Annotated in this window: 21 protein-coding genes; 11 read left to right on the plus strand and 10 right to left on the minus strand. The window is 68.5% G+C overall.

Annotated features, from left to right (window positions below):
* Positions 1–54: 54 nt before the first annotated feature.
* Together FPZ61_RS00820 and FPZ61_RS00825 are read left to right on the plus strand one after the other, a co-directional pair.
* Entirely contained in the window at positions 55–1,581 is a 1,527-nt protein-coding gene (locus tag FPZ61_RS00820) for a YdiU family protein (protein ID WP_185464243.1), read from the plus strand.
* A gap of 36 nt (positions 1,582–1,617) precedes the next feature.
* Positions 1,618–1,806: a hypothetical protein gene (locus FPZ61_RS00825; protein ID WP_185474719.1), complete on the plus strand. Its 189-nt coding sequence runs from the start codon at positions 1,618–1,620 to the stop codon at positions 1,804–1,806.
* Here the strand turns inward: FPZ61_RS00825 and FPZ61_RS00830 are convergent.
* Positions 1,764–2,297: a DUF2062 domain-containing protein gene (locus FPZ61_RS00830; protein ID WP_185464242.1), complete on the minus strand. Its 534-nt coding sequence runs from the start codon at positions 2,295–2,297 to the stop codon at positions 1,764–1,766. The genes FPZ61_RS00825 and FPZ61_RS00830 overlap by 43 nt on opposite strands.
* Between FPZ61_RS00830 and mnmE the strand changes: the two genes are divergently transcribed.
* Both mnmE and nadC read left to right on the plus strand, forming a co-directional pair.
* A complete protein-coding gene (gene mnmE / locus FPZ61_RS00835; protein ID WP_185464241.1) occupies positions 2,278–3,630 on the plus strand; it encodes a tRNA uridine-5-carboxymethylaminomethyl(34) synthesis GTPase MnmE in 1,353 nt (450 codons plus the stop codon). The two genes, FPZ61_RS00830 and mnmE, sit on opposite strands and share 20 nt — an antisense overlap.
* A gap of 47 nt (positions 3,631–3,677) precedes the next feature.
* Complete coding sequence (nadC, locus tag FPZ61_RS00840) at positions 3,678–4,571, plus strand: carboxylating nicotinate-nucleotide diphosphorylase (protein ID WP_221629689.1); 894 nt, start codon at positions 3,678–3,680, stop codon at positions 4,569–4,571.
* On the opposite strand, the gene stpA is transcribed toward nadC, so the two are convergent.
* Positions 4,550–5,806, minus strand: a complete 1,257-nt coding sequence (gene stpA / locus FPZ61_RS00845; protein WP_185464240.1) for a glucosylglycerol 3-phosphatase — start codon at positions 5,804–5,806, stop codon at positions 4,550–4,552. The genes nadC and stpA overlap by 22 nt on opposite strands.
* Complete coding sequence (locus FPZ61_RS00850) at positions 5,803–7,245, minus strand: glycoside hydrolase family 13 protein (protein ID WP_185464239.1); 1,443 nt, start codon at positions 7,243–7,245, stop codon at positions 5,803–5,805. The genes stpA and FPZ61_RS00850 overlap by 4 nt, the downstream gene beginning before the upstream one ends.
* A gap of 55 nt (positions 7,246–7,300) precedes the next feature.
* Between FPZ61_RS00850 and FPZ61_RS00855 the strand changes: the two genes are divergently transcribed.
* Together FPZ61_RS00855 and FPZ61_RS00860 are read left to right on the plus strand one after the other, a co-directional pair.
* The gene (locus tag FPZ61_RS00855; protein ID WP_185464238.1) at positions 7,301–8,839 is read left to right on the plus strand and encodes a glycerol kinase GlpK; all 1,539 of its coding nucleotides are present in this window, start codon (positions 7,301–7,303) and stop codon (positions 8,837–8,839) included.
* Between the two features lie 3 nt (positions 8,840–8,842).
* Positions 8,843–10,429 carry a glycerol-3-phosphate dehydrogenase/oxidase gene (locus FPZ61_RS00860; RefSeq protein WP_185464237.1) on the plus strand — a complete coding sequence of 529 codons (1,587 nt, stop codon included), beginning with the start codon at positions 8,843–8,845 and terminating at the stop codon, positions 10,427–10,429.
* Here FPZ61_RS00860 and FPZ61_RS00865 read toward each other — a convergent pair.
* Positions 10,375–12,036 (minus strand): alpha-amylase family protein, encoded by a 1,662-nt coding sequence (locus tag FPZ61_RS00865; RefSeq protein ID WP_185464236.1) that lies wholly within the window; start codon positions 12,034–12,036, stop codon positions 10,375–10,377. The genes FPZ61_RS00860 and FPZ61_RS00865 overlap by 55 nt on opposite strands.
* 80 nt (positions 12,037–12,116) lie before the next feature.
* Complete coding sequence (gene ggpS, locus FPZ61_RS00870; RefSeq protein WP_185464408.1) at positions 12,117–13,589, minus strand: glucosylglycerol-phosphate synthase; 1,473 nt, start codon at positions 13,587–13,589, stop codon at positions 12,117–12,119.
* A gap of 342 nt (positions 13,590–13,931) precedes the next feature.
* Here ggpS and grrP point away from each other — a divergent pair, with 342 nt between their 5' ends.
* From grrP to FPZ61_RS00895, 5 genes are all read left to right on the plus strand, one after another.
* Positions 13,932–14,885 (plus strand): extracellular substrate binding-like orphan protein GrrP, encoded by a 954-nt coding sequence (gene grrP, locus FPZ61_RS00875; RefSeq protein ID WP_370593311.1) that lies wholly within the window; start codon positions 13,932–13,934, stop codon positions 14,883–14,885.
* Positions 14,886–14,950: 65 nt separating this feature from the next.
* The gene (gene grrA, locus FPZ61_RS00880; RefSeq protein WP_185464235.1) at positions 14,951–15,355 is read left to right on the plus strand and encodes a GrrA/OscA1 family cyclophane-containing rSAM-modified RiPP; all 405 of its coding nucleotides are present in this window, start codon (positions 14,951–14,953) and stop codon (positions 15,353–15,355) included.
* Positions 15,352–16,530: a cyclophane-forming radical SAM/SPASM peptide maturase GrrM/OscB gene (gene grrM, locus FPZ61_RS00885; protein WP_185464234.1), complete on the plus strand. Its 1,179-nt coding sequence runs from the start codon at positions 15,352–15,354 to the stop codon at positions 16,528–16,530. The genes grrA and grrM overlap by 4 nt, the downstream gene beginning before the upstream one ends.
* Before the next feature lie 75 nt (positions 16,531–16,605).
* Entirely contained in the window at positions 16,606–18,420 is a 1,815-nt protein-coding gene (gene argS / locus FPZ61_RS00890; protein ID WP_185474720.1) for an arginine--tRNA ligase, read from the plus strand.
* The gene (locus FPZ61_RS00895; RefSeq protein ID WP_370593310.1) at positions 18,417–19,598 is read left to right on the plus strand and encodes a histidinol-phosphate transaminase; all 1,182 of its coding nucleotides are present in this window, start codon (positions 18,417–18,419) and stop codon (positions 19,596–19,598) included. The genes argS and FPZ61_RS00895 overlap by 4 nt, the downstream gene beginning before the upstream one ends.
* Before the next feature lie 6 nt (positions 19,599–19,604).
* On the opposite strand, the gene FPZ61_RS00900 is transcribed toward FPZ61_RS00895, so the two are convergent.
* From FPZ61_RS00900 to FPZ61_RS00920, 5 genes are all read right to left on the minus strand, one after another.
* A complete protein-coding gene (locus FPZ61_RS00900; RefSeq protein ID WP_185464232.1) occupies positions 19,605–20,390 on the minus strand; it encodes an MBL fold metallo-hydrolase in 786 nt (261 codons plus the stop codon).
* Between the two features lie 65 nt (positions 20,391–20,455).
* Positions 20,456–21,088: an aminodeoxychorismate/anthranilate synthase component II gene (locus FPZ61_RS00905; RefSeq protein WP_185464231.1), complete on the minus strand. Its 633-nt coding sequence runs from the start codon at positions 21,086–21,088 to the stop codon at positions 20,456–20,458.
* Positions 21,089–21,111: 23 nt separating this feature from the next.
* Positions 21,112–21,534, minus strand: a complete 423-nt coding sequence (locus FPZ61_RS00910; protein ID WP_255441265.1) for a diacylglycerol kinase family protein — start codon at positions 21,532–21,534, stop codon at positions 21,112–21,114.
* Between the two features lie 98 nt (positions 21,535–21,632).
* A complete protein-coding gene (ybeY, locus tag FPZ61_RS00915) occupies positions 21,633–22,226 on the minus strand; it encodes an rRNA maturation RNase YbeY (protein WP_370593309.1) in 594 nt (197 codons plus the stop codon).
* Positions 22,223–22,456, minus strand: coding sequence for a DUF3285 domain-containing protein (locus FPZ61_RS00920; RefSeq protein WP_185464229.1), 234 nt, complete (start codon positions 22,454–22,456; stop codon positions 22,223–22,225). The genes ybeY and FPZ61_RS00920 overlap by 4 nt, the downstream gene beginning before the upstream one ends.
* Position 22,457 lies beyond the last annotated feature (1 nt).

The following is a 22,457-nucleotide window of genomic DNA, read 5'->3' on the forward strand; positions in this document are numbered from 1 at the left end:
CGGACCTGGTGTCACGCCCCGTTTCTAGGCTGCGCCCAGCCAAGGGCTTCAGGGGTGTCGCACCAGCGTTCGAATCCGCTGCTCGCCCTGCCGTTCGAGCCGTCGCTCGAGGGCCTTGGCCCCGACTACTGGGACGTGGTGGAGGCGGCCCGCTTCCCGCTCACCCAGCTGCGCTTCCGCAACGACGACCTGCTGGTTCAGCTCGGCCTCGATCCGGCTGCCATCAGTGATGGGAATCTGGAGGCCGCCTATGGCCGTTTCGAGGCGCGCACTCCCCTGCTGGCCCTGCGTTACCACGGCTATCAGTTCGGCAGCTACAACCCCTTCCTCGGGGACGGCCGTGGCTTTCTCTACGGCCAGCTGCGCGACTGCAGGGGTGATCTGCAGGACCTGGGCACCAAGGGCTCCGGGACCACCCCCTGGAGCCGGGGTGGGGATGGCCGCCTCACCCTCAAGGGCGGGGTGCGTGAGCTGATCGCCTCCGAAGCCCTGCATCGCCTGGGTGTCTCCACCAGCCGCACCCTCAGCCTGGTGGAGACCGGCGAGGACCTCTGGCGGGGCGACGAACCCTCCCCGACCCGCAGCTCGGTGATGGTGCGCCTGGCCCGCACCCACCTGCGCTTCGGCACCTGTGAACGGCTGCTGCACCGGCGTGAGCCCCAGGCGTTGGAGCGCTTGCTCCGTCACGTGGTGCGGGTCTACTACCCCCACATCTCCGAGGACCATCCAGTAGGCCCTGGCGGGAACAGCGAACCTGCCCTGCTGGCCTTCTACGGCGAACTGGTGGAGCGGGTGGCCCAGCTGGCCGCGCAATGGATGGCTGCCGGCTTCACCCATGGGGTGCTCAATACCGACAACATGTCGCTGGCCGGGGAGAGCTTCGACTACGGCCCCTTCGCCTTCCTCGAGGGCTGGGATCCGGGGTTCACCGCGGCCTACTTCGACCACAGCGGTCTCTATGCCTATGGCCAGCAGCCTCTGATCTGCCACCACAACCTGCGTCTCCTGCAGGAACCGCTGGCGATGCTGCTGCCCAGGGCTGAGCTCGAATCCAGGCTGGAGCGCTTTGCACCTGCCTACGACACCCATTACCACGCCCGCCTGATGCGCAGGCTGGGCTTCGATGCCGTGGCCCTGGCCGCGATCGAGCCGGAGCGCCCCGACCCCGTGCCTCTGACCCTGCAGTTGCTGGCGTCCTGGCCCGTGGCCTACGGCGACTTCTTTTCGGCCCTGGCCGATCGGATCGAGCGCGGCGGGGTGCCCCAGGATCCCGAGCAGCTCAGCCCCTTCGTGGCTGGATGCGCTGATCCCCCGCGCCAGGCCTGGCAGGCCTGGCGGGATGCCTGGTGGGCGAGCAGCCAGGCCCTCACGAGCGAACGGCAGGCCACGATCGCCCCCACGTTGCGGCGCTGGAATCTGCCCGAGCCGCCGGTGCGTTCATGCATCGAGCGGATCTGGGCGGATATCGATGAGCACGACAACTGGCAGCCCCTGCATGACTGGTTGGACCGGTGCGGATCCAGCCACAGTGCCGGATCCGGGTGCTCGGCGCTACAGCTTCCTCGCTTGGATTCTGTCTGAATTCGTCTATCGATTTCCCCGCTGGAATGTGCAGCCATGACCTCCGAACAGGCCGCCCAACTGATTGACGACACCCTGGATCTTGTGCACCAACGTCTTCAGGCGCTTGACGCGGTCCAGAAACGTCGGGAGCACAAAGCTCTTGCCGAGGAATTTCGCGAGTGGCGTCAACCCAGTGGCGGTCACATCGACCTGATGCTCTGCCCTGGCTTCGGGGGCGGCTGACGCAGCATCCAGCGCCAGTAGGTGAGCCCCACCACCGAAGCGGAGCTGGCCCCGACGATCGTGGAGCCGAGAATCAGCCGGCTCGTGAATGACCAGCCCAGCTCCCAGAATCCATGCTGTTTCAGAATGGCCATGCTGGGCCATCCATGGCCCGGACCCAGCAGCCAGGTGCCCAGCTGGTAGTTGAACCAGTACAGCGGTACGTACGTGAAGGGGTTGCTGATCCAGGTGCCGGCGGCTGCCAGCAGGTGATTGCCTCTCACCAGGCTGGCCAGCGCCACCCCCAGCAGAGTCTGCAACCCGAAGAAGGGGAAGCAGCCGCAGAACACACCGGCGGCGAGCCCCCGCGCCCGCTGAGCGGGGCTGCCCTCCTGCTCCCAAAGCCAGCGGATCCAGTGGCGGACCCTGGTCAGGGTCGCTGAACACCAACGCCGCCAACGAGACTGGCGGGGACCCTGATCGTTGGGCTGCTTGGACTCGGACGACACCATTGCTGCGATCGCGACGGCGCTGGCGCCCGGAGAGGGAAGTGTGGCGATCGTAAGAATGTCTGGCCTCCGGGCGGAGGCGATCGGCCGGAGCCTGTTCGTGGCCCCCGGGGATCAGCCCTGGGCGAGCCACCGCGTGCTCTACGGCCATGTGCGGGATCCCTCCAGTGGCGAGCGGTTGGATGAGGCCCTGCTGCTGCTGATGAAGGCTCCCCGCAGCTTCACCCGGGAAGACGTGGTGGAGATCCACTGCCACGGCGGTCTTGTTGCTGTGGCGCGGGTGCTGGAGCTGGTGCTCCGCTGTGGCGCCCGTCTGGCGCGGCCTGGGGAATTCAGCCAGCGAGCGTTCCTCAATGGCCGTCTCGATCTCACCCGTGCTGAGGCGATCAGTGATCTGATCACGGCCCGCAGCCGACGGGCGGCCCAGCTGGCGGTGGCGGGCCTCGATGGCGGCCTGCAGCGACGGATCAGCGCTCTGCGCGAACGCCTGCTCGATCAGCTGGCGGAGCTGGAGGCCCGGGTCGATTTCGAGGAGGACCTGCCCCCTCTCGACCCGGAGGCCCTGGTGGCGCAACTGGAGGCGGTGCGTGGGGATCTCAGACAGCTGGTGGCCGAGGCCAGCGAGGGCCAGCTGTTGCGCGAGGGCCTGAGGGTGGCGATCGTTGGCCGCCCCAACGTGGGGAAATCCAGTCTGCTCAATGCACTCAGCCGTCGGGAGCGAGCCATCGTGACCGAGTTGCCGGGCACCACCCGCGATCTGGTGGAGAGCGAGCTTGTGCTGCAGGGGGTGCCGCTCACCCTGCTCGACACTGCCGGCATCCGTGCCACCGACGATCCGGTGGAGCGCCAGGGCATCGCGCGCAGCCGCCAGGCCCTGGCCTCCGCCGACGCGGTGCTGCTGCTGGTGGACCTGAGTGAGGGCTGGACCGCGGCCGACGCCGATCTCTCAGCCCAGCTGCCTGCCGGGGTGCCCGCCCTGGTGGTGGGCAACAAGAGCGATTGCGCCGCAGGCCCTCCCCCGGCCCCAGTGGATGTGGGGATCAGCGCCCTCACCGGCAGTGGCCTCGAGGACCTGGCGGCGGCGCTGCTCTCCCGCTGCGGCCTCAGCCTGGGCCCAGGGCTTCAGGTGGCCCTCAACGCCCGTCAGCGGGATCTGGCGGCGGCTGCCGCCACCAGCCTGGGTGACTCCCTGGAGGCGGCCGCCACCGGGCTGCCCTGGGATTTCTGGACGATCGACCTGCGTCAGGCGGTGCGCAGCCTGGGTGAAATCACCGGTGAAGAGGTGAGCGAAGCGGTGCTCGATCGGGTCTTCTCCCGTTTCTGCATCGGCAAGTGAGGCCTCCTCGGCCGGCAGGATGATGGGCTCACCCGTCGACGTCGTTGTTGGCCATTCCTGAGCGTGTCCTCGCGGCCGCCTCCCTGCTCAGCCAGCCTCGTCTGGAGCCCCTGCTGCGCTCCTGGCTGGCTGAAGACATCGGTCGCGGGGACCTCAGCGCCGCCGCGCTTGTGGGCCGCACCGGATCGGCGGGCTGGACGACCCGGCGTGCGGGGATCTTCTGCGGCGGCCTGCTGGTGGAACCGCTGTTCCGCTTGCTCGATGCCTCGGTGCAGGTGAGCCTGTTGGTGGCCGACGGGGAGGCGGTGGAGCCCGGTCAGCGGCTGCTGGAGCTGTCGGGTCCGGCAACGGCTCTGGTGGCCGGTGAGCGTACGGCCCTCAACCTGGCCATGCGCCTCTCGGGCATCGCCACCGCCACCGCGGCGCTGGTGGCGGAGCTGAGCGGAACTGGGGTGGGGCTGGCCGACACCCGCAAGACCACCCCGGGGCTGCGGCTGCTGGAGAAATATGCCGTGCGCTGTGGCGGCGGCATCAATCACCGCTGCGGCCTCGATGATGCTGCGATGCTCAAGGAAAACCACCTGGCCTGGGCTGGCGGGGTGGCCGACGCCGTGGCCGCGGTGCGTGCGGCTGGCCCCTGGCCGGCCCGGGTGATCGTGGAGGCGGAACGGGCAGACGAGGCGGTTCGGGCGATTGGCGCCGGGGCCGATGGGGTGCTGCTTGATGGCTTCACGCCCGAGGCCCTGCTGACGCTGGTGCCGCAGCTGCGCCGGCAAGCGGAGGAACGGGGCACCCGGGTGGTTCTGGAGGCTTCCGGCGTGGATCCCGATCACCTGCGCGCCTACGCCGCCACGGGGATCGATCTGATTTCCACCAGTGCCCCGATCACCCGCAGTCCCTGGCTGGATCTGAGCATGCGCTACGAGGCCCTGCCGGCCTGAGGGCCCTCGGGCGGCTGGCGCGCCGCCAGGGTGCGGAACCAGCGGATGTACTGCCTCGGCCCGCCGGCCATGGTCGTGTCGATCCGCAGGGGATCCTCGGGATCACTGAGACCGGCCAGGCGGCCATCGGCCAGAGAGGGACGATCCACTTCGCCGCCGCTGCTGTCCACCAGCACCACCCGGTTGGCGGTGCCGAAGCTCTCCCCCAGCTCCTGCAGCAGGGTGAGGAAGCCCCGGTCGCTTCCGCCCCGCAGCCAGCCTCCGCCCATCCCCGCCGGCTGTGAGGTGATCGTGTCGCCCACCCCCACCAGCCGCGGCATCTGGGTTGGATCGATGTGGCTGCGGCACAGCTCCAGCAGGCCGGCGTGGTCGTGGGGGGCGTTGCGCACATGGAACTCCCCGCCCAGGGGTGCCGTGCCCGTGCGGCGCTGGATGAATTGATTGATCAGCACCAGCAGGCCCACCTCCTTGAGGGCGCCGCGCAGCATCAGCTGGAAATCCGTGGTGCCGCTGCCTTCTGGATCCGCAGGCTTCAGGCGTTCCCGGCCGTCCACGTGGCCCAGGTTGGGGGCCAGATGCACAAAGAACGACTCTCCCAGCCCGGCTGACGCTGCCTGCTCAAGCAGGGACTCCATCAGCTCCAGGGCCAGCGCCTGCAGATCCTGCTGCCGGCCCACCTCGCCGCCGATCGCCGCCAGCAGGGGATTCAGGTTGAGGCTTGGCGAGAGGGGGTTGTCGAGCACGGCCGCTGCGATCAGCTCGGCCCTGTGCTCCTGGGCTGGCGGTGGCAGCAGGGGGGGCAGTCGCTCCTCCAGCGCGGCGTGCAGCCATGCCGGAACCGCGGCCAGAAAGCGAAGCTCCGCCTGGCTCACCCCCGGGTGCGTCACCCGGCCATGGGGGCTCTGCAGCTGCACGCCGCCGGCGCCCAGTCCCGGCAGGTACAGCCCCTCGGCGGCTGGGTCCGCCACGCCGGCCAGGGCCTGCTCCACCAGCCGGTTCACCCCACGGCTGCCGTCATGCTCGCCGTTGGTGAGTACCGCAAACCGTCCCTCCAGCTGCCTTGCGGCCCTCAGGTAGTCGGGATCCAGCAGGCGCCGGCGCGGATCGTGGACCAGCTCCATGCAAACCCCATCGAGGTCCTGCACGAGCAGCCACGGGGTGCCTCCGCTGAGCTCCTCCAGCAGCCCATCGGGGTTCAGCCAGGCCTGGGCCGGGGATCGTGGTTGGGCGTTCATGCTGAGGGTTCGGAGAGGATCAACGCCGAGTGCCCGGCCAGAGAGGCCGTGGTTTCAGCGACGGCGGGGGCGCTTGCCCAGAGCGGCGTTCCTTGGACGGGCGGGGCCAGGGGCAGTGACGCCTCACCGCGGTTGATCGCCACCCAGACACGCTCAAGACCCTCGCCGCGCCGCAGCAGCAGCAGGTCGTCATGGGGGCTCTCGAGGAGCTGGAGGGTGGCCGAGCGCAGCGCCGGAAGGCACCTGCGCAGGGCGGCCAGCTCCCGCAACCAGTCCGCCAGGGCGCCCCCGGGGCTGTCCCAGGGGTAAGCCTCCCGGCAGCCAGGCTCCGGCCCCCCGTCGAGGCCCATCTCGGTGCCGTAATACACGCAAGGGGCTCCCGGCAGCAGGAAGAGGAACAGCAGGGAAAGACGCAGGGCGTCCCTGTCGCCGCCGAGGGCATGCAGGGCTCGGGGGGTGTCGTGGCTGTCGAGCAGGTTGAGCATGCAGCAGTTCACCGCTGGTGCATGGCGGCCGAGCAGCTCGTTCAGGCGTTGCTCGAAGCCGGCCCGATCCAGGGGCTGGTAGGGAGGCTCGGCCAGAGGTGGCAGCTTCAGGTCGTCGCGCACGCTGGTGGCGCCGAAATAGCCGTGGATGCTCCAGGCCAGGGGGTAGTTCATCACCCCGTCGAATTGGTCGCCCCCCAGCCAGGGCCTGGCATCGCCCCAGATCTCCCCCACGATCCAGGCCTCCGGGTTCTCAGCCCGCACGGTCTGGCGGAACGCGTCCCAGAACTCGGCCGGCACTTCATCGGGGACATCCAGCCGCCAGCCATCGGCACCGGCGGCGATCCAGGTGCGGGCGACTTCCAGCAGGTGCTCGCGGACCGGCGGATGGTCGTGGCGGAATTTCGGCAGGGCCGGATCATTCCACCAGCAGTGATAGCCACAGCTCTGCCCCGCCGTCGGATAGGGGTTCAGCGGCCACTGCTCGACGTGAAACCAGTGACGGTAAGGAGACGCCTCCCCGTTTTCCAGCAGATGGTGAAAGGCCCAGAAGCCCCGGCCGCAATGGTTGAACACCCCATCGAGGATCAGCCGCATGCCGCGCTGGTGGACGGCCTCGATCAGGGCGTTCAGGGCATCGTTGCCGCCCAGCAGGGGATCCACCTGCAGGTAGTCGTAGGCGTGGTAACGGTGATTGGCGGCTGAGGCGAACACTGGATTCAGTGACAGGCAGGTGATCCCCAGGTCCTGGAGGTGGTCGAGGGCCTCGATCACTCCGTAGAGATCCCCGCCCTGGAACCCCTGCAGGGCCGGATCGCTGCCCCAGGGCATCAGCTCAAGCCCGTCCTGGGCCGCCACCTGCCCACTGCGGCGGAAGCGATCGGGAAAGATCTGATACACCACCGCATCGGCGACCCAGGCCGGTGATGAGGTTGCTGCCGTTGCAAATCCCATCGCTTGCGCCTGGCATGCCTCCTCCAGCGCTAGCACAAGCAAAAGCGGTTCCCCCATGCTCTCCCCCCTGTTGTTGAGCATCGATCAGGGCACCACCAGCTCCCGCGCCGCCATCCACGACCTGGAAGGCCGCCGGTTGCTGAGCCGATCCGTGCCACTGGAGAGTCACTACCCGGCCAATGGCTGGGTGGAGCAGTCGGCCGAGGCCATCTGGCACAGCCAGCTGCAGGCCCTCCTGCAGCTCGAGCAGGCCCTGAGCCCCGAGCAGCGCCGGGCGGTGGCGGCCTGCGGCATCACCAACCAGCGCGAAACCACCGTGCTCTGGCGGCGTGGTGGCGGTGAGCCGCTGGCGCCGGCGATCGTGTGGCAGGACGGTCGCACCGCAGCTGTTTGCGAGGAGTGGAAGCGGGCCGGGCTGGAGCCCTTGTTGCGGGCCCGCACCGGATTGCTGGTGGATCCCTACTTCAGCGCCAGCAAGATCGCCTGGCTGCTGCGGGAGGTGCCCGCCGTGGCCGCGGCGGCGGCCGATGGTCAGCTCTGCTTCGGCACGGTCGACAGCTGGTTGCTGCAGAAGCTCAGTGCGGGGGGGCGCCATGCCACCGAGTGCAGCAATGCCAGCCGCACGCTGCTGATGGACCTGGAGAAGCTCTGCTGGGACCCTGACCTGAGCGCTGCCCTGGGCGTGCCGCCCTCGGCGTTGCCGGAGCTGCTGCCCAGTTGCGGCGCCTTCGGCACCATCGCGGACGGCTTGCCTTTTGCGGGCGTTCCGATCACCGCCATGCTGGGGGACCAGCAGGCGGCCACCCTCGGGCAGGGCTGCCTGGCTGCAGGTGAAGGCAAGTGCACCTACGGCACGGGAGCCTTCCTGGTGATCAACACGGGGGCCACGATTCACCGCTCCAGCGCGGGCCTGCTGAGCACCGTGGGCTGGAGTGATGCCGCCGGCCGGCCCACTTACTGCCTGGAGGGGAGTCTGTTCAACGCCGGCACCGCCATCCAGTGGCTGCGTGATGGCCTTGGGCTGATCGAGCGCTCCGACCAGGTGAACGAGCTGGCGGCCCGCTGCGACAGCAGTGGGGGGGTGATGCTGGTTCCCGCCTTCACAGGCTGGGGAACGCCCCACTGGGACCCCACGGCCCGGGGCCTGCTGATCGGTCTCACGCGCGACAGCGGGCCGGCCCAGATCGCCCGGGCGGCCCTGGAGGGGATCGCCCTGGCGGTGGCCACCCTGGTGGAGCTGGCGGAGGAGGCCCGCGGCCAGCCCCTGCTGGAACTGGCGGCCGATGGAGGCGCTGCGGCCGCTGACCTCCTGCTGCAGGCTCAGGCCGATGCCACGGGGTTGCCGGTGCTGCGTCGTGCCGATCTGGAGAGCACCAGCCGCGGGGTGGCTCTGCTGGCGGGTGTCCAGGCGGGTGTGCTGCCCGATCTCTCCAGCTGGTCGCGGCTGGCTGATGAGCCGGCACCCCAGCGTTTCTCGCCTCGAATCGACGGGCCGTCGCGGCAGCGTTGGCGGGCCCGATGGCACTCGGCGGTGGAGCGCAGCCTGCACTGGCATCCTCAGACCGCCAGTGTGGGCGCAGCTGAGTCGAACTGATTGATGAGCGTGGATCTGCTGGTGATCGGCGCCGGCGCCACCGGCGCCAGCATTGCCATGGAAGCGGCACGGCGGGGGCTGAGCGTGGTCCTGGTGGAGGCTGGCGACATCGCCATCGGCACCAGCAGCCGCAGCACCAAGCTCCTGCATGGAGGGGTTCGCTACCTGGAGCTGGCCTTCCGTCGGCTCGACTGGCGTCAGCTCCAGCTGGTGCGCGAAGCCCTCGCTGAGCGGGGCCACTGGCTGGAGGCCGTGCCGTTCCTGGCGCGGCGGCTGGAGTTGTTGCTCCCCAGTGATGGTCTGCTTCAGCAGGCCTACTACGGCCTCGGACTGGCGGTCTACGACCGGTTGGCGGGGCGGGCCGGCATCGGCTCCAGCCGCTGGCTGGGCCGCCAGGCGGTCCAGGAGCTGCTGCCGGAACTGTCCGCCGGCCACGTCGGTGTGGCCTATGGCGATGGCCAGTTCGATGACGCGCGACTGAACCTGCTGATGGTGCGGACCGCCGCCCACCTGGGGGCCGAGGTCTTCACGCGAACGGAAGTGGTGGAGCTGCTGCGCCAGGGTGATCGGCTCAGCGGCGCCGTGCTTCACGACCAGGCCACAGGCCAGCGGCGCCGGCTGGAGGCCCGGGTGGTGCTCAATGCCACGGGGATCGGGGCCGATCGGATCCGTCAGTTGGCCCAGCCCGACCTGCCGCCCTCCCTGCAGGTGAGCCGCGGGGTGCACCTGGTGCTGGCCGCCGACCTCTGCCCCGGGGGGACGGGGTTGCTGATCCCCTCCACCGACGACGGCCGGGTGCTGTTCGTGCTGCCGTTTTATGGCCGCACCCTGGTGGGCACCACGGACACCCCCTGTGGCTCCGCCGAGGCCGAGCGTCCCAGCGAGGCCGAGGAGCATTACCTGCTTGACCATGTGCGCCGCTGGTTCCCGGGCCATGGGGAACCGCTGGTGAGCAGCCGCTGGGCCGGTGGTCGCCCCCTGCTCCTGCCCACGGGGGAGGAGGAGTCCGCCAGTGGCGGGACGGCCACCGTGGTGCGTGAGCACCGGGTGGAGACACTCCCCTGCGGTCTGATCAGCGTGATGGGCGGCAAGTGGACCACCTGCCGCCCGATGGCCTTCGACGGGCTCCAGGCCGTGGCTCAGCAGCTGGGGGTGCCCCTGCCAGTTCCCTCGGAGCAGGCCGCTGCCGTGCCGATCCATGGGGCGGCCGCCAGTGGCGCGGCCACTGTGGCCGGCCTCAGCCGACTGCGGGCCGAGCTGCCCCAGCGCCTGCCCTGCGGGGAGACGGCGTTGCTGGAGCACCTGCTGACGGGCCACGGCCTGGAAACGGAGGCGGTGCTGGCCTGTGCCGCCGGCCCGCAAGAGCTCGAACCCCTCAGCCCGGTGATCCCGCTGACTGCCGCGGAGGTGCGCCATGCGGTGCGCCACGAGTGGGCCCGGACGGCCGATGATCTGCTGGCCCGGCGTTGCCGCCTGGCATTCGTGGATCAGGCCGAAGCCGAGCGTTTGCGGCCGCTGGTGGAGGCCCTGCTGGATCAGGAGTTGTCCTCACTGAGGTCCTCGCCCACCAGCCACCAGAAGAATCCGTAGGCCTGCAGGTAAACGAACCAGGCGTCGCTGGCGGGGGGAAACTCGCAGCCCCAGAGGGTGTCGCGCATGCGGCTGCCATGCCACTGGCCCAGGTCGAGACGGCTTGAGGCTCCCGTGGCCGCCAGGTTTGCCGCCACCACCACGGTCATGCCTTCGCTGCGGCGGGCATAGCAGAGCACGCTGGGATGGGCGCTCTGGAGCAACTCGAAGCTGCCCTGGCGCAGGGCAGGCAGCAACCGCCGACAGGTGAGCATGCGGTGGTGCCAGTTCAGCAGGGAGCCCGACAGCTGCTGTTGCACCTCCACATTCACGACCCGGTAGTCGTAACCGGGGGAGGTGATCGGCGGCAGCACCAGCAGGGGGTCGGGGGCGGTGGAGAAGCCGCCGTTGCGTTCGCGGGTCCAGGCCATCGGGGTGCGGTTGGCATCCCGGTCCCGCAGGCCCGGCCAGTCGCCCATTCCCAGCTCGTCCCCGTAGTAGAGGCAGGGAATGCCGGGCAGGCTGTACAGCAATCCGTGCAACAGGGTGTTCGGCCGGGGGTCGCCGTTGAGCAGGGGGGCCAGGCGGCGGTTGACGCCCCAGTTCAACCAGTGCTCCCTGGCCTCGGGGAAACCGGTCATCACCGCCTGAACCACCGCGTCTTCCACCAGGTGGCCGTCGCCGAGCCAGAGTTCGTCGTGGTTGCGCAGTGGCAGGGCCCAGCGGCTGCCGGGCACCATCTCCTGGGCGTGCTGCAGACACTCCTGAAGCTTGTCGCAGCGTCCCTGGGCCACGGCGGCGAAGAGGTGTGCGGTGAGGGCGAAATCAAAGGCGGCGTGCAGTTCGTCGTCTGCCAGATAGGGTGCCGACTCCTTCACCGGCTGAATGGCCTCGGCGATCAGGAGCAGGTCGCGTCCGGAGGCATCCACCCGGGCGCGCAGCCGCTTCAGGAAGGCATGGGTTTCGGGCAATCCCTCACAGCGGGTGCCCTCCCGTTCATGCAGGAACGGCACCGCATCCAGGCGAAAGCCGTCGACGCCACGGTCGACCCAGAAATCGACCACCTCCAGCATTGCTTGCTGAACCGCGGGATTGTCGTAGTTGAGGTCGGGCTGGTGATGCAGGAAGCGGTGCAGGTAGTACTGGCCGGCCACCGAATCCCACTGCCAGTTGGAGCTCTCGAAGTGGCGGAACAGCACCTGGGCCTCGGGGTAGCCGCTGTCGTCGTCGCGCCACACGTAGAAGTCACGCTCGCTGCTCCCGGTGGGTGACCAACGGGCCCGCTGAAACCAGGGATGGAGCACGCTGGTGTGGTTGAGCACCAGGTCGAGCAGAACCCTGATGCCTTGGCCGTGGGCCTCCTCCAGCAGCCGTGCCAGGTCGTCCATGCTGCCCAGATCGGGATGGATGGCCGTGAAATCGGTGATGTCGTAGCCACCGTCCCTCAGGGGAGAGGGGTAGATGGGCGTCAGCCAGATCGCATCCACCCCCAGCCATTGCAGGTAGGGGAGGCGTCTGGTGATTCCCTCCAGATCACCGACTCCATCGCCGTTGGCATCCGCGAACGTGCGCGGCATCAGCTGATAGATCACGCAGCCTCTCCACCAGTGCTCCGTCTCGATCGACATCGGTGGCCACGGCTGGGCTTCGTTTCGGGTCTAGGCCTGGTCAGGATGGTCTGCCAATGGCTGAAGCCCCTGGTGAGGGCTCAAAGAGCCCGGAGGGTGCCCAGTTGCTGCTCCGCCCAGTGCTGCACCGTGAATTCATCCACGGCCAGGGTCATCGAGGCCATCCGGCGCACCTGCTCCTCCTGGGGCATGTCCAGGGCGGCGCTGATGGCCTCATCCATGCTGCGATGGGAATAGGGATTGGTGAGAACCGCGTCTTCGAGTTCGACGGAGGCACCGGTGAATTCGGAGAGCACCAGCACGCCGCCCAGGCCCTGGCGGGCTGCCACGTATTCCTTGGCCACCAGGTTGAGGCCGTCCCGAAGCGGGGTGATCCAGCAGACATCGGCCTGGCTGAACCAGCCCATCAGCTCCTCGTAGGAGGTGCGGCGGGTGGAGAGGCGAACCGGCGTCCAGTCGATGCGTCCGAAGCGGCCATTGATGCGCCCCACGATCTCTTCCACCGAACGCTGGATGTCTTCGTAGATGCGCATGCCGCTGGCGGCAGCAACGCAACCGAGAAACAGTTCCACGCCACCCTGCCAGCGGGGCTGCTGCTCGAGCAGACGCTCGTAGGCCAGCAGCATTTCCTCATTGCCCTTGGTGTAATCGACCCTGGAGGCCGAGAGAATCAACTTGCGCCCCTCGTGCTGCTCCGCGATCTGGCTGGCCATGGCCTGCACCGCCGGAGTATGAACCAGTTCACGGATCAGCTCAGGGGAGGTGCCGACCGGGGAGGCCTGGATGTGAACCCGGCGGTCCGGGTGATCGAGCCAGGGCACCTCGGTGGGTTCAGAGAGTGCGCTGCCATGGAGGCGGAACTTCTTGGCCACGGGCACTGGATCGCCGCCTTTGACCCCGCGCAGATTGATGGCGCTGCGGGCGAAGTTGTTGGCGTAGCGGGGAATGTGGAAACCCACCAGGTCACAGCTGAGCAGGCTGTCGAGGATTTCATCCCGCCATGGAAGGATGCTGAAGACATCACTCGAGGGGAAGGGCGTGTGATGAAAGAAAGCGATCCGGACGTCCTTTCGGTGCTTGCGAATCAGGGCTGGGGTGAGCCAGAGGTTGTAATCGTGGATCCAGATGGTGGCGCCATGGGCCGCTTCTTCGCAGGCGGCACGGGCAAAGGAACGGTTCACCTCCTCGAAGGTGGCCCAGTCTGAATTGTCGACGCTGAACAGTCCTGGGAAGCTGTGCAGGATCGGCCAGAACGATTCCTTGGAGGTGACGTGGTAGAAGCTGGAGATCTGCTCCGGCGTGAGGGGAAGCCGCCGCAGAGTGAAGGGACTGGGGGAAGTGAGGCTCAGCCGTTCGTCGGGGGTGTGGAAAGCGCTGGCATCTTCACGCCAGGAGATCCATGTGCCGGATCGTTCCTCCTGAAAGAGATTGCGCAGGGTTGGAATGACCCCATTCGGGCTTTTCTGGTCCACCCACTGGCGATTGCCGTCGGCGTCGATCTTTTCTTCGTATGGAGATCTGTGGTAAACAAGAACAAATTTGCTCTCGCCGATCTTGAACGGAGCTGCGTCGGGCGAGTCCTGTGGGGTAGTTTCTTTAGATGTATTGGTCTGCAATGACTGCTCAGTTGTGGATTGATCGGGAGGATGTTGATTTCTTTGTTGGAGTTGTTGCGTCACGAATTCTTCACCCTCGCATTTGAAACCATTCTATACGCTTGAACGGGTGACCGCTCCAATGCAGCCTGTCGCCTGCCCTGATCCCTGTGCTGCACTGGCCTCGCTCAGGGCCTCTCCTAGTGGCGTGGGCTTCTGCCGGGTGCCCCCGTCAACCAGGGCACTGGTCAAATCCACTCGCCGTGGCCAGATTGAAGCTGGTCTGCCTGGCAAGCTCCCGTGCTGAGCCTGTTTCGTTCCCGCTTTGCTCGCTGGCTGCTGCCAGGAGGGGTGGCCCTGCTGGCGGGGCTGCTGCCAGCTGCCGGCGCTCGTGCGGACGGTGTCATTGATCGGGTTGCCCGCAGTGGTGAACTGGTGCTGGTGGGAGATCCAGATCAGGCACCGATGCTCTCCCTCGACGACCAGGGGCAGCCGGTGGGCTATGGGATGGAGGTGGCCAAGAGGATTGCAGCCGAGCTGGCCATGGCCGTGGGCCGGCCGGTGCGGCTCCGCTTCGATGCGGTGGCTGACCCGGCCGAACTGGGCCAGCGTCTCGTCGCTGGCCAGGCAGATCTGGCCTGTGGCGTGCCCTTCACCTGGGAGCGGGACATCACGCTCGACTATTCACTGCCGTTCGGTCTTTCCGGTCTGCGGCTGCTGGCGCCTGCCGGCCGTCTGGATGGATCGCCCCAGGCGCTGGCGGGTCAGCGCATCGGTGTTGTCGCCAACTCCCTGGCGGAAACGGAACTGCGGGGCATCCAGCCGGCCGCCCGGCCCGTGGGTTTCAGGGATCTCTCCCAGGCTGTGGAGGCCCTTCGCGCTGGCTCGGTGGATGGGGTGATCGGTGACAGCACTCTCCTGGCCGGCCTGGGCGCCGGCGGGAAGGGCACAGCTCTGGTTCAGACCCCCTCTGAGCCCTACGAGCGCTATGCCGTGGCCTGCCTGGTGCCAGAGAACGACTCCGCCTTCCGCAACCTGGTGAACCTGGCGATCGCACGCTTGCTGCAGGGATACCTCGACGGCCAGTCCGAGGCGGTGACCGCCATCGATCGCTGGGTGGGACCCGGCAGTGCCCTCAACCGCTCCCCTGAGCAGATCCGCAACTATTTCGAGGCGGTGCTGCTCGGGGTGGAGGCCCTGCGCCCGCTGCCAGCCCAGGCGGGGGCGCCCCCCATCAGGCCTACGGCTCCCTGATGCCTTGAGGCAGCCCACGCCGGCGCGTCGTTGTCTCTCCATACCCCGCTTCCACCCCTGCTCCGATGGCCTTCTTCACCCGCTCCAGGCTTTTCGGCATCCTTTTGTTGGCTGCCTCCTTGCCCCTTGATCCTGGGGTGGCCCGAGCCCTTGCGGCTTCGGGCTCAGCAACCTCAGCCGGTGATCAGCCTCGCCAGTCCGATGCCATCGAGGGGCGCCTGCGCCGCATCGCTGCCGCCATTCGGGAACACGACGACGCGGAAGTCGGGGGGGATGGGGCCAGTGCTGACGGCAGGCTGGCGCGGGTGTTTCTCAACGGGCCAAGGGTCGGTTGGGGGAATGGTGGATTCCGCAACGGTGGCTTCTACAACGGTGGATTCCGCAACGGCGGCTTCTTCAACGGTGGATTCCGCAACGGTGGCTTCCGTAATGGCGGTTTCCGCAACGGCGGCTGGCGTAATTACTGGTGACCCGCGAGCCCGCCACGGCCAAGGCCGGCCCGCTGCGGCTGCTGGTGGTGCAGCCCACCCCCTTCTGCAACCTCGACTGCGACTACTGCTATCTGCCCAGCCGCGACGACCGCGCCCGGCTGCCACTGGAGATCCTGGACGCGGCCCTGGAGCGGGTGCTGGAGAGTCCGTTCCTGGAGGGCGGCTTCACCCTCCTCTGGCATGCGGGCGAGCCGCTCACCATGCCGATCGCCTTCTACGACGAGGCCTCCAAGCGGATCCGTCTGGCCCTGGAGCGTCACGAACTGCCTCCGTCCACGATCGTGCAGTCGCTGCAGACCAATGCGGTGGTGATCGACGACGCCTGGTGCGACTGCTTCGAGCGCAACGGCATCCACGTGGGCGTGAGCATGGATGGACCGGCATCCCTGCACGACGCCCATCGCCGCACCCGCACGGGCCTGCCCACCCATGGGGCCGTGATGCGCGGCATTGCCGCCCTGCAGCGCCGCGGCATCCCCTTCCAGGTGATCTGCGTGCTCACCGCCGACGCCCTTGATCAGGCCGACGCCCTCTACGACTTCTTCACCGGTGCCGGCATCGCCGACGTGGCCTTCAACATGGAGGAAACCGAGGGGGAAAATCTTCGCTCCACCCTCGAGCGTCCCGATGGCGAGCGCCGCTACACTGCGTTTCTGGAGCGTTTCTGGCAGCGGACCCGCGCTGAGCCCGGCCGGCTGCACCTGCGCGAGTTCGATGGCATCACCAGCCTGGCCTGTGGCGAGGGCCGGATGGAGAGCACCGACATGAACACCCCCTTCGCGATCGTCAACGTGGATGCACGGGGCAACTTCTCCAGCTTCGATCCGGAATTGCTGGCGGTGGCTACTGCCGACTACGGCGATTTCATCTTCGGCAACGTGCTGCAGGGCAGCCTGGAAGCGTCGATGGACACCGACAAGTTCCAGAAGGTGTGGCGTGGGATCGCCTCCGGCGTGGATCTCTGCCGCCACGACTGCGCCTACTTCGGCCTCTGCGGTGGCGGTGCCGCCAGCAACAAGTACTGGGAGCACGGCAGCTTCGATTGCAGCGTCACCCAGGCCTGCCGCTACCGCATCCAGCTGGTGGCCGACGTGGTGCTCGCGGGCATGGAGCGGGAGCTGGGGCTGAGTCCCCAGAGCGGACCCAGCGGCTGAGCGCCGACCCCCACGGGGGATGATCGGAGCTGAACCTGTCCCCTCCCCGCGGCACGCCGGCCGCACCCGCCACCCATGCTTCGCATCGCCCACGCCCTCGACGCCCAGCTGCGCGCGGCCCTGGAGCGGGCCTTTCCACAGGAGGTGGCCGCTGCGTTTGAGGCCGGTGCCCCGCTTGATCCCCAGCTGGCGCCGGCCAGCCAGCCGGAGTTCGGAGATTTCCAGGCCAATGGTGCCCTCTCCCTGGCCCGTCGCCTGAAGCAGCCCCCCCGGGCCATTGCCGGTGCGATCGTGGATCAGCTGGCCGCCGATCCGGCCTTCACGGCGCTCTGCGAACCCGCCCAGATCGCCGGCCCAGGCTTCATCAACCTCACCCTGCGGCCCCGGCGGCTGGCGGAGGAGCTGCGCTCCCGTCTGGGAGATGCACGCCTGGGGGTGCCGCCGGTGACGACCCTGACCCCGACGGTCATCGATTTCTCCAGCCCCAACATCGCCAAGGAGATGCATGTGGGGCACCTGCGCTCCACCATCATTGGCGACGCCCTGGCGCGGGTGCTGGAGTTCCGCGGCCATCCGGTGCTGCGTCTCAACCATGTGGGCGATTGGGGCACCCAGTTCGGCATGCTGATCACCCACCTCAAACAGGTGGCTCCTGAGGCGCTCACCACCGCCGATGCGGTGGATCTGGGCGATCTGGTGGCCTTCTACCGCCAGGCCAAGGCACGCTTCGATGCCGATGAAGCCTTCCAGGCCACCTCCCGCGAGGAGGTGGTGAAGCTGCAGAGCGGCGATCCGGTGACTCGCCGAGCCTGGCAACTGCTGTGTGAGCAGTCGCGGCGTGAATTCCAGCAGATCTATGACCGCCTCGACATCCGCCTGAGCGAGCGGGGCGAGTCGTTCTACAACCCCTATCTGGAGTCGGTGGTGGCCGATCTGGAGGCCTGTGGGCTGCTGGTCAGCGATGCCGGCGCCGGCTGTGTGTTCCTTGAGGGGGTGAGCGGCAAGGACGGCAAGCCGCTGCCGCTGATCGTGCGCAAGAGCGACGGCGGCTTCAACTACGCCACCACTGATCTGGCGGCCCTGCGGTACCGCTTTGCGGGGCCGCCAGAGGGGGATGGTGCCCGCCGGTTGATCTACGTGACCGATGCAGGCCAGGCCAGCCACTTCGCCGCTGTGTTTCAGGTGGCGCGCCGTGCCGGCTGGGTGCCCGCGGGAGGGCGGCTGGAGCATGTGCCCTTCGGTCTGGTGCAGGGGGACGACGGCAAGAAGCTCAAGACCCGCTCCGGCGACACAGTGCGGCTCAAAGATTTGCTGGATGAGGCGGTGGAGCGCTCCGAAGTCGATCTGCGCCGCCGTCTGGCGGAGGAGGAGCGCCAGGAGGAGGAGGCGTTCATCCAGCTGGTGTCGTCCACCGTGGGCATCGCCGCCGTGAAGTACGCCGATCTGAGCACCAACCGGATCACCAACTACCAGTTCAGTTTTGATCGCATGCTCGCCCTGAGCGGCAACACGGCCCCCTATCTGCTTTACGCCCTGGTGCGGATCGCAGGCATCGCCCGCAGGGGTGGCGTGGGTGCCGGTGAAGGGGATGAAGCTGGGGTTTTCCCTGATCCCCTTGTGTTCAGTGAACCCCAGGAATGGGCCCTGGCGCGTCAGCTGCTGGCGCTGGATACGGTGATTGCCGAGGTGGAGGAGGAATTGCTGCCCAACCGGCTCTGCTCTTACCTGTTCGAGCTCTCCCAGGCGTTCAACCGCTTCTACGACCAGGTGCCGGTGCTCAAGGCTGATGAACCGGCCCGGGGCTCACGTCTGGCCCTCTGCCGTCTCAGCGCCGACACCCTGCGCCTGGGTCTGGGCCTGCTGGGGATTCCGACGCTGGAGCGGATGTGAGCGAAGCCCGGTTGCCGGAGTGGGCGGCGGCTCCCCTGGCCCGCCCCGAAGTGGAAGGCCTGGTGGCCTACAGCGCCCCCCTGGAGGGACGCCGGGGTCTCCTGCGGCTGGATTTCAACGAGAACACCGTGGGCCCCAGCCCGCTGGTGGTGGAGGCGGTCCGTGCCATCCCCGCCGATCACTACGCCATCTATCCCGAATACGACGGTCTGCGTGAGGCGGTGGTGGCCTCGCTGGGGGGAATGGGCCTGAGCCCGGCCCACATCGGCCTGTTCAACGGTGTCGATGCCGCCCTGCATGCGGTGTTCCACTCCTATGGCGCCCCGGGCGACCGATTGCTCACCACCAGCCCCACCTTCGGCTACTACAGCCCCTGCGCCCGCATGCAGGGCATGACGATCGAGGCGATCCCCTACCGGTTGCCCGACTACAGCTTTCCCCTCGAGGAGATCCGCGCGGCGCTGCTCGGTCCCGCTGCTGCCGGTGAACCCAGCGGCGACTGGCACCCTCCGCGCCTCCTGCTGCTCTGCAACCCCAACAACCCCACCGGCACCCGCCTGGCTCCGGAGCGGATCCTGGAGCTGGTGGCCGCCGCGCCCCGCACCCTGGTGGTGGTGGATGAGTTGTATGAGGCCTTCACCGGCGATAGCGTGATACCTCCGTTGCTGAGCTCAGCGGTGGCCGGACCAGAGGCTGCCGTCGACCCGTTCGCGGCCCACCCGAACCTGCTGGTGCTGCGCTCCCTGGCCAAGACCGCAGGCCTGGCAGGTCTGCGCATCGGCTTCGCGATCGGCGCTCCGGCCCTGGTGGACCGGGTGGGCCGCGTCACCGGCCCTTACGACATCAACAGCTTTGCGGTGACGGCCGCCCGCGCCGCCCTGGCGGATCAGGCCTATGTGGAGGCCTATGTGGCTGAGGTGCTGCTGGCCCGCGACTGGCTGCTGGAGCAACTTCAGGCCGCCGGTGTGCGCCACCACGCGGCTGGTGGCAATTACCTGCTGGTATGGCCCTCCCGTTCGGCGGCGGCCGTGGAGGCTGAGCTGCGCCAGGCGGGCATCCTGGTGCGCTCCATGTCCGGCAAGCCCCTGATCGATGGGGCCCTGCGGGTGAGCCTGGGCACCCGCGAGCAGATGGACCGCTTCTGGCAGGAGTATCGCCGAATCGAGAAACGCCGCTGAAGGGCCTCAGCGCATCACCTTGATCAGGGGGCCATCGTTCAGTGGGGAACCGAAGCTGACCGTGCGTCCCACCCGTTGCACCGGCGTGCCGCTCATCGCTTCGAGGAAGGGCTCGATGTTGCCCTGGTCACAGCCGCTGGGTGCGCTTCCACTCACGTATTGCACTGGAATCACCCGCCGGGGTTCGAGCTCCCTCACCACCGCTGCCGCCTCGGCGCCGTCGTAGACCTTGGCGCCGCCGCCCACACCGATGATCAGCACATCGGGCTTGCCGATCAGCACCCGGTCTTCGGGGCGCAAAGCCGAAGCCGTGCCGCCCAGGTGGGCGATCTCGAGCCCCCCCTGCTTCCAGCGCCAGAGGGTGGCCTGGCCGAAGCGCCGTCCGCCGATGCGGTCGTGGGGGATGGCTGCCCCCTCCAGCTTCAGGCCCGCCACCCGGTAGGAGCCGGGGGTGACCAGCATCCGGCCGGAGGCCACGGGGGCGCCCTCATCCAGCAGCCGGCTGCTGGCCAGGATCACATCGGCGCGCACCCGGGGCTCAGCCAGGCCGGCAGCGCAACCCACGGCCTTGAAGGGGTTGACCAGCACAGTGGCGCCACCACCCCTGATCAGCAGGGCGCTGTGGCCAAAGCTGGTGACTGTGACGCCCCCGGCAGCCTGGCCGGCGCCAGGAACTCCGAGGCTCACGCCGGACACCAGAGCCGCCGCCCCCAGGGCCGAAGCCAGATGGCTCAGGGACCTGTTCCCGTTGGGGGAGGCTCCGTGGTGCCGTTGCCCTGATGCGGAGGCCATGCCTGGTGGTGCGCCCCGCAGGCGCCGATTGTGGCGCGAACCTAGCAGCGATGCTCCGGCTGCTTTCAGGAAGGGGTTCCGGTGAGCGGTCTGGCGTTGGCCGGTGGGTGCTGGGCTGCCTGCACCAGGAAGTTGGCCAGCAGTCGGTGCCCGTCCTGGGTGAGCACGCTCTCCGGATGGAACTGGACTCCCTCCAGGGGGAACTGGCGGTGGCGCAGGCCCATGATCGTGCCGTCCTCCAGCCAGGCACTGATCTCGAGCACATCGGGCAGGCTGGCGCGCTCCGCGATCAGGCTGTGATAGCGGGTGGCCGTGAGCGGGCTGGGCAGGCCCGCGAAGACCCCCTGGCCTGCATGCAGCACCGGTGATGTCTTGCCGTGCATCAGCTCCGCCGCCCGCACCACCCGACCCCCGAACACCTGGGCCAGGCACTGGTGGCCCAGGCAGACCCCCAGGGTCGGCACGGTCGGCCCCAGCTCCCGCAGCACCTCCAGGCACACGCCCGCCTGATCGGGGTCACCGGGGCCTGGCGAGATCAGGATCGCGGCCGGTTGCAGGGCTCTGATCTGGTCCACGTTCAGGGCGTCGTTGCGAACCACCCGCAGGTCGGCGGCGATCGGGTGGTCTGCCGCCAGCTCGCCGAGGTACTGAACCAGGTTGAAGGTGAAGCTGTCGTAGTTGTCGAGAACCAGGAGCATCAGGCCAGCCGCCAGGCCTCCATTCAAACGCCCAGGCGCAGCAGCAGGGGGGGCAGCAACAGCAGCAGGGCGATCAGCAGCGAGGCCAGGGCGGCCACCAGCACGGCCGCTGCCGCGCAGTCCTTGGCGATGCGCGCCAAGGGGTGGAAACGGCGGCCGATCGCCAGGTCCACCACCGACTCGATCGCCGTGTTGATCAATTCCAGCACCAGCACGGCGGCCACGGTGAGCACCAGCAGGGCCAGCTGCTCCGTGCTCAGCTGCAGCCACACCCCCAGGGCAAAGACGCAGGCCCCGGTGATCGCATGGATGCGGAAGTTGCGCTGGCTGGCGAAGCCATAGGCCAGCCCCTGGGCCGCATAGCGAAAGCTCAGGGGCAGGTCACTGGCCACCCGCCATGCCCCGGTCCTTTGGGTCCGCCCCCTGCGGGGAGAGTCGCTGCTCATGGGATCCGCCAGCACAAGGGGAACCGGTTCGAGGGGGACCGGATTGGCCATGCTGCCGCCTCCTTGGGTTCCGCTGCTGCGTGCTTCTCGGCTGAACGTTACCGCTGTCGTCCAGGGGGGTCGCCGCCGTCGCGACCGGAGCAGCGGCCCAGCAGCTGGTCCTGACGGCGCAGCATGGCCTCCAGGCTTGGGTCGTCGGGGTGATCCCAGCCCAGCAGGTGGAGCAGGCCGTGGCACGCCAGCCAGCAGAGCTCCCGGGTCAGGCCCTGGCGCGCCGCCTCGGCCTGCCGGGCGGCCGTTTCCAGGGAAATCACGATGTCGCCCAGCTCCAGGGGCTGCGGCTGTCCGGTCTCCGGGACCGCGGGCATCGGCATCGCCGCTGCCCCCTCCAGGGCTTCATCCTGGGCGGCGAAGGCCAGCACATCGGTGGGGCCTGGCTGGCCCCGCCAGCCAGCGTTGAGTTCGGCCATCTCCCCGTCACCCACCAGGCTCAGCCCCAGGCTGTAGACAGACGCCCGCAGGGCCGCCGGCAACTCGGCCTGCATCTGCTCCAGCCAGGCGCCGAGCTGATCGTGCCAATGCTGCTCTGCCATGATGGGGTCGGCCAGGGGCCCTGCCGCCTGCAGCAGCCGGGTGCTCAGCCCAGGGTCGCAGCTGAAAGCCAGGTCGAGGCCAGGGCGGACCTCCGTCACTGGGGCAGGCTGGGGCGGCCGAACCAGGCCAGCAGCAGCAGAACGGCGCTGAAACCCACCGCGGTCAGGCCGAAGTGGAGCAGGCTCTGGCGGCCCTTGCGCACCATGTTGCGCATGGCCAGCTTCACGAAGCTGGGCGGTGGGCTGGTCGCCGGCGCTGGCTCCATGTCGGCGGCTTCCGGCAGGACCGCCTCGGGTTGGTTGCTCTCAGGGAGGCTGCTGTCAGTCATC

It is taken from the genome of Synechococcus sp. BSA11S, from assembly GCF_014224355.1.
Lineage (GTDB): Bacteria > Cyanobacteriota > Cyanobacteriia > PCC-6307 > Cyanobiaceae > Regnicoccus_A.

What these genes read in the sequence shown, in the direction of transcription:
- FPZ61_RS00825 (WP_185474719.1), top strand. Translation starts at nt 1,618, where the DNA reads ATGACCTCCGAACAGGCCGCCCAACTGATTGACGACACCCTGGATCTT.
- FPZ61_RS00830 (WP_185464242.1), bottom strand. Translation starts at nt 2,297, where the DNA reads ATGGTGTCGTCCGAGTCCAAGCAGCCCAACGATCAGGGTCCCCGCCAG.
- stpA (WP_185464240.1), bottom strand. Translation starts at nt 5,806, where the DNA reads ATGAACGCCCAACCACGATCCCCGGCCCAGGCCTGGCTGAACCCCGAT.
- FPZ61_RS00850 (WP_185464239.1), bottom strand. Translation starts at nt 7,245, where the DNA reads ATGGGATTTGCAACGGCAGCAACCTCATCACCGGCCTGGGTCGCCGAT.
- FPZ61_RS00855 (WP_185464238.1), top strand. Translation starts at nt 7,301, where the DNA reads ATGCTCTCCCCCCTGTTGTTGAGCATCGATCAGGGCACCACCAGCTCC.
- FPZ61_RS00860 (WP_185464237.1), top strand. Translation starts at nt 8,843, where the DNA reads ATGAGCGTGGATCTGCTGGTGATCGGCGCCGGCGCCACCGGCGCCAGC.
- FPZ61_RS00865 (WP_185464236.1), bottom strand. Translation starts at nt 12,036, where the DNA reads ATGTCGATCGAGACGGAGCACTGGTGGAGAGGCTGCGTGATCTATCAG.
- grrA (WP_185464235.1), top strand. Translation starts at nt 14,951, where the DNA reads ATGGCCTTCTTCACCCGCTCCAGGCTTTTCGGCATCCTTTTGTTGGCT.
- argS (WP_185474720.1), top strand. Translation starts at nt 16,606, where the DNA reads ATGCTTCGCATCGCCCACGCCCTCGACGCCCAGCTGCGCGCGGCCCTG.
- FPZ61_RS00900 (WP_185464232.1), bottom strand. Translation starts at nt 20,390, where the DNA reads ATGGCCTCCGCATCAGGGCAACGGCACCACGGAGCCTCCCCCAACGGG.
- FPZ61_RS00905 (WP_185464231.1), bottom strand. Translation starts at nt 21,088, where the DNA reads ATGCTCCTGGTTCTCGACAACTACGACAGCTTCACCTTCAACCTGGTT.
- FPZ61_RS00910 (WP_255441265.1), bottom strand. Translation starts at nt 21,534, where the DNA reads ATGAGCAGCGACTCTCCCCGCAGGGGGCGGACCCAAAGGACCGGGGCA.
- FPZ61_RS00920 (WP_185464229.1), bottom strand. Translation starts at nt 22,456, where the DNA reads ATGACTGACAGCAGCCTCCCTGAGAGCAACCAACCCGAGGCGGTCCTG.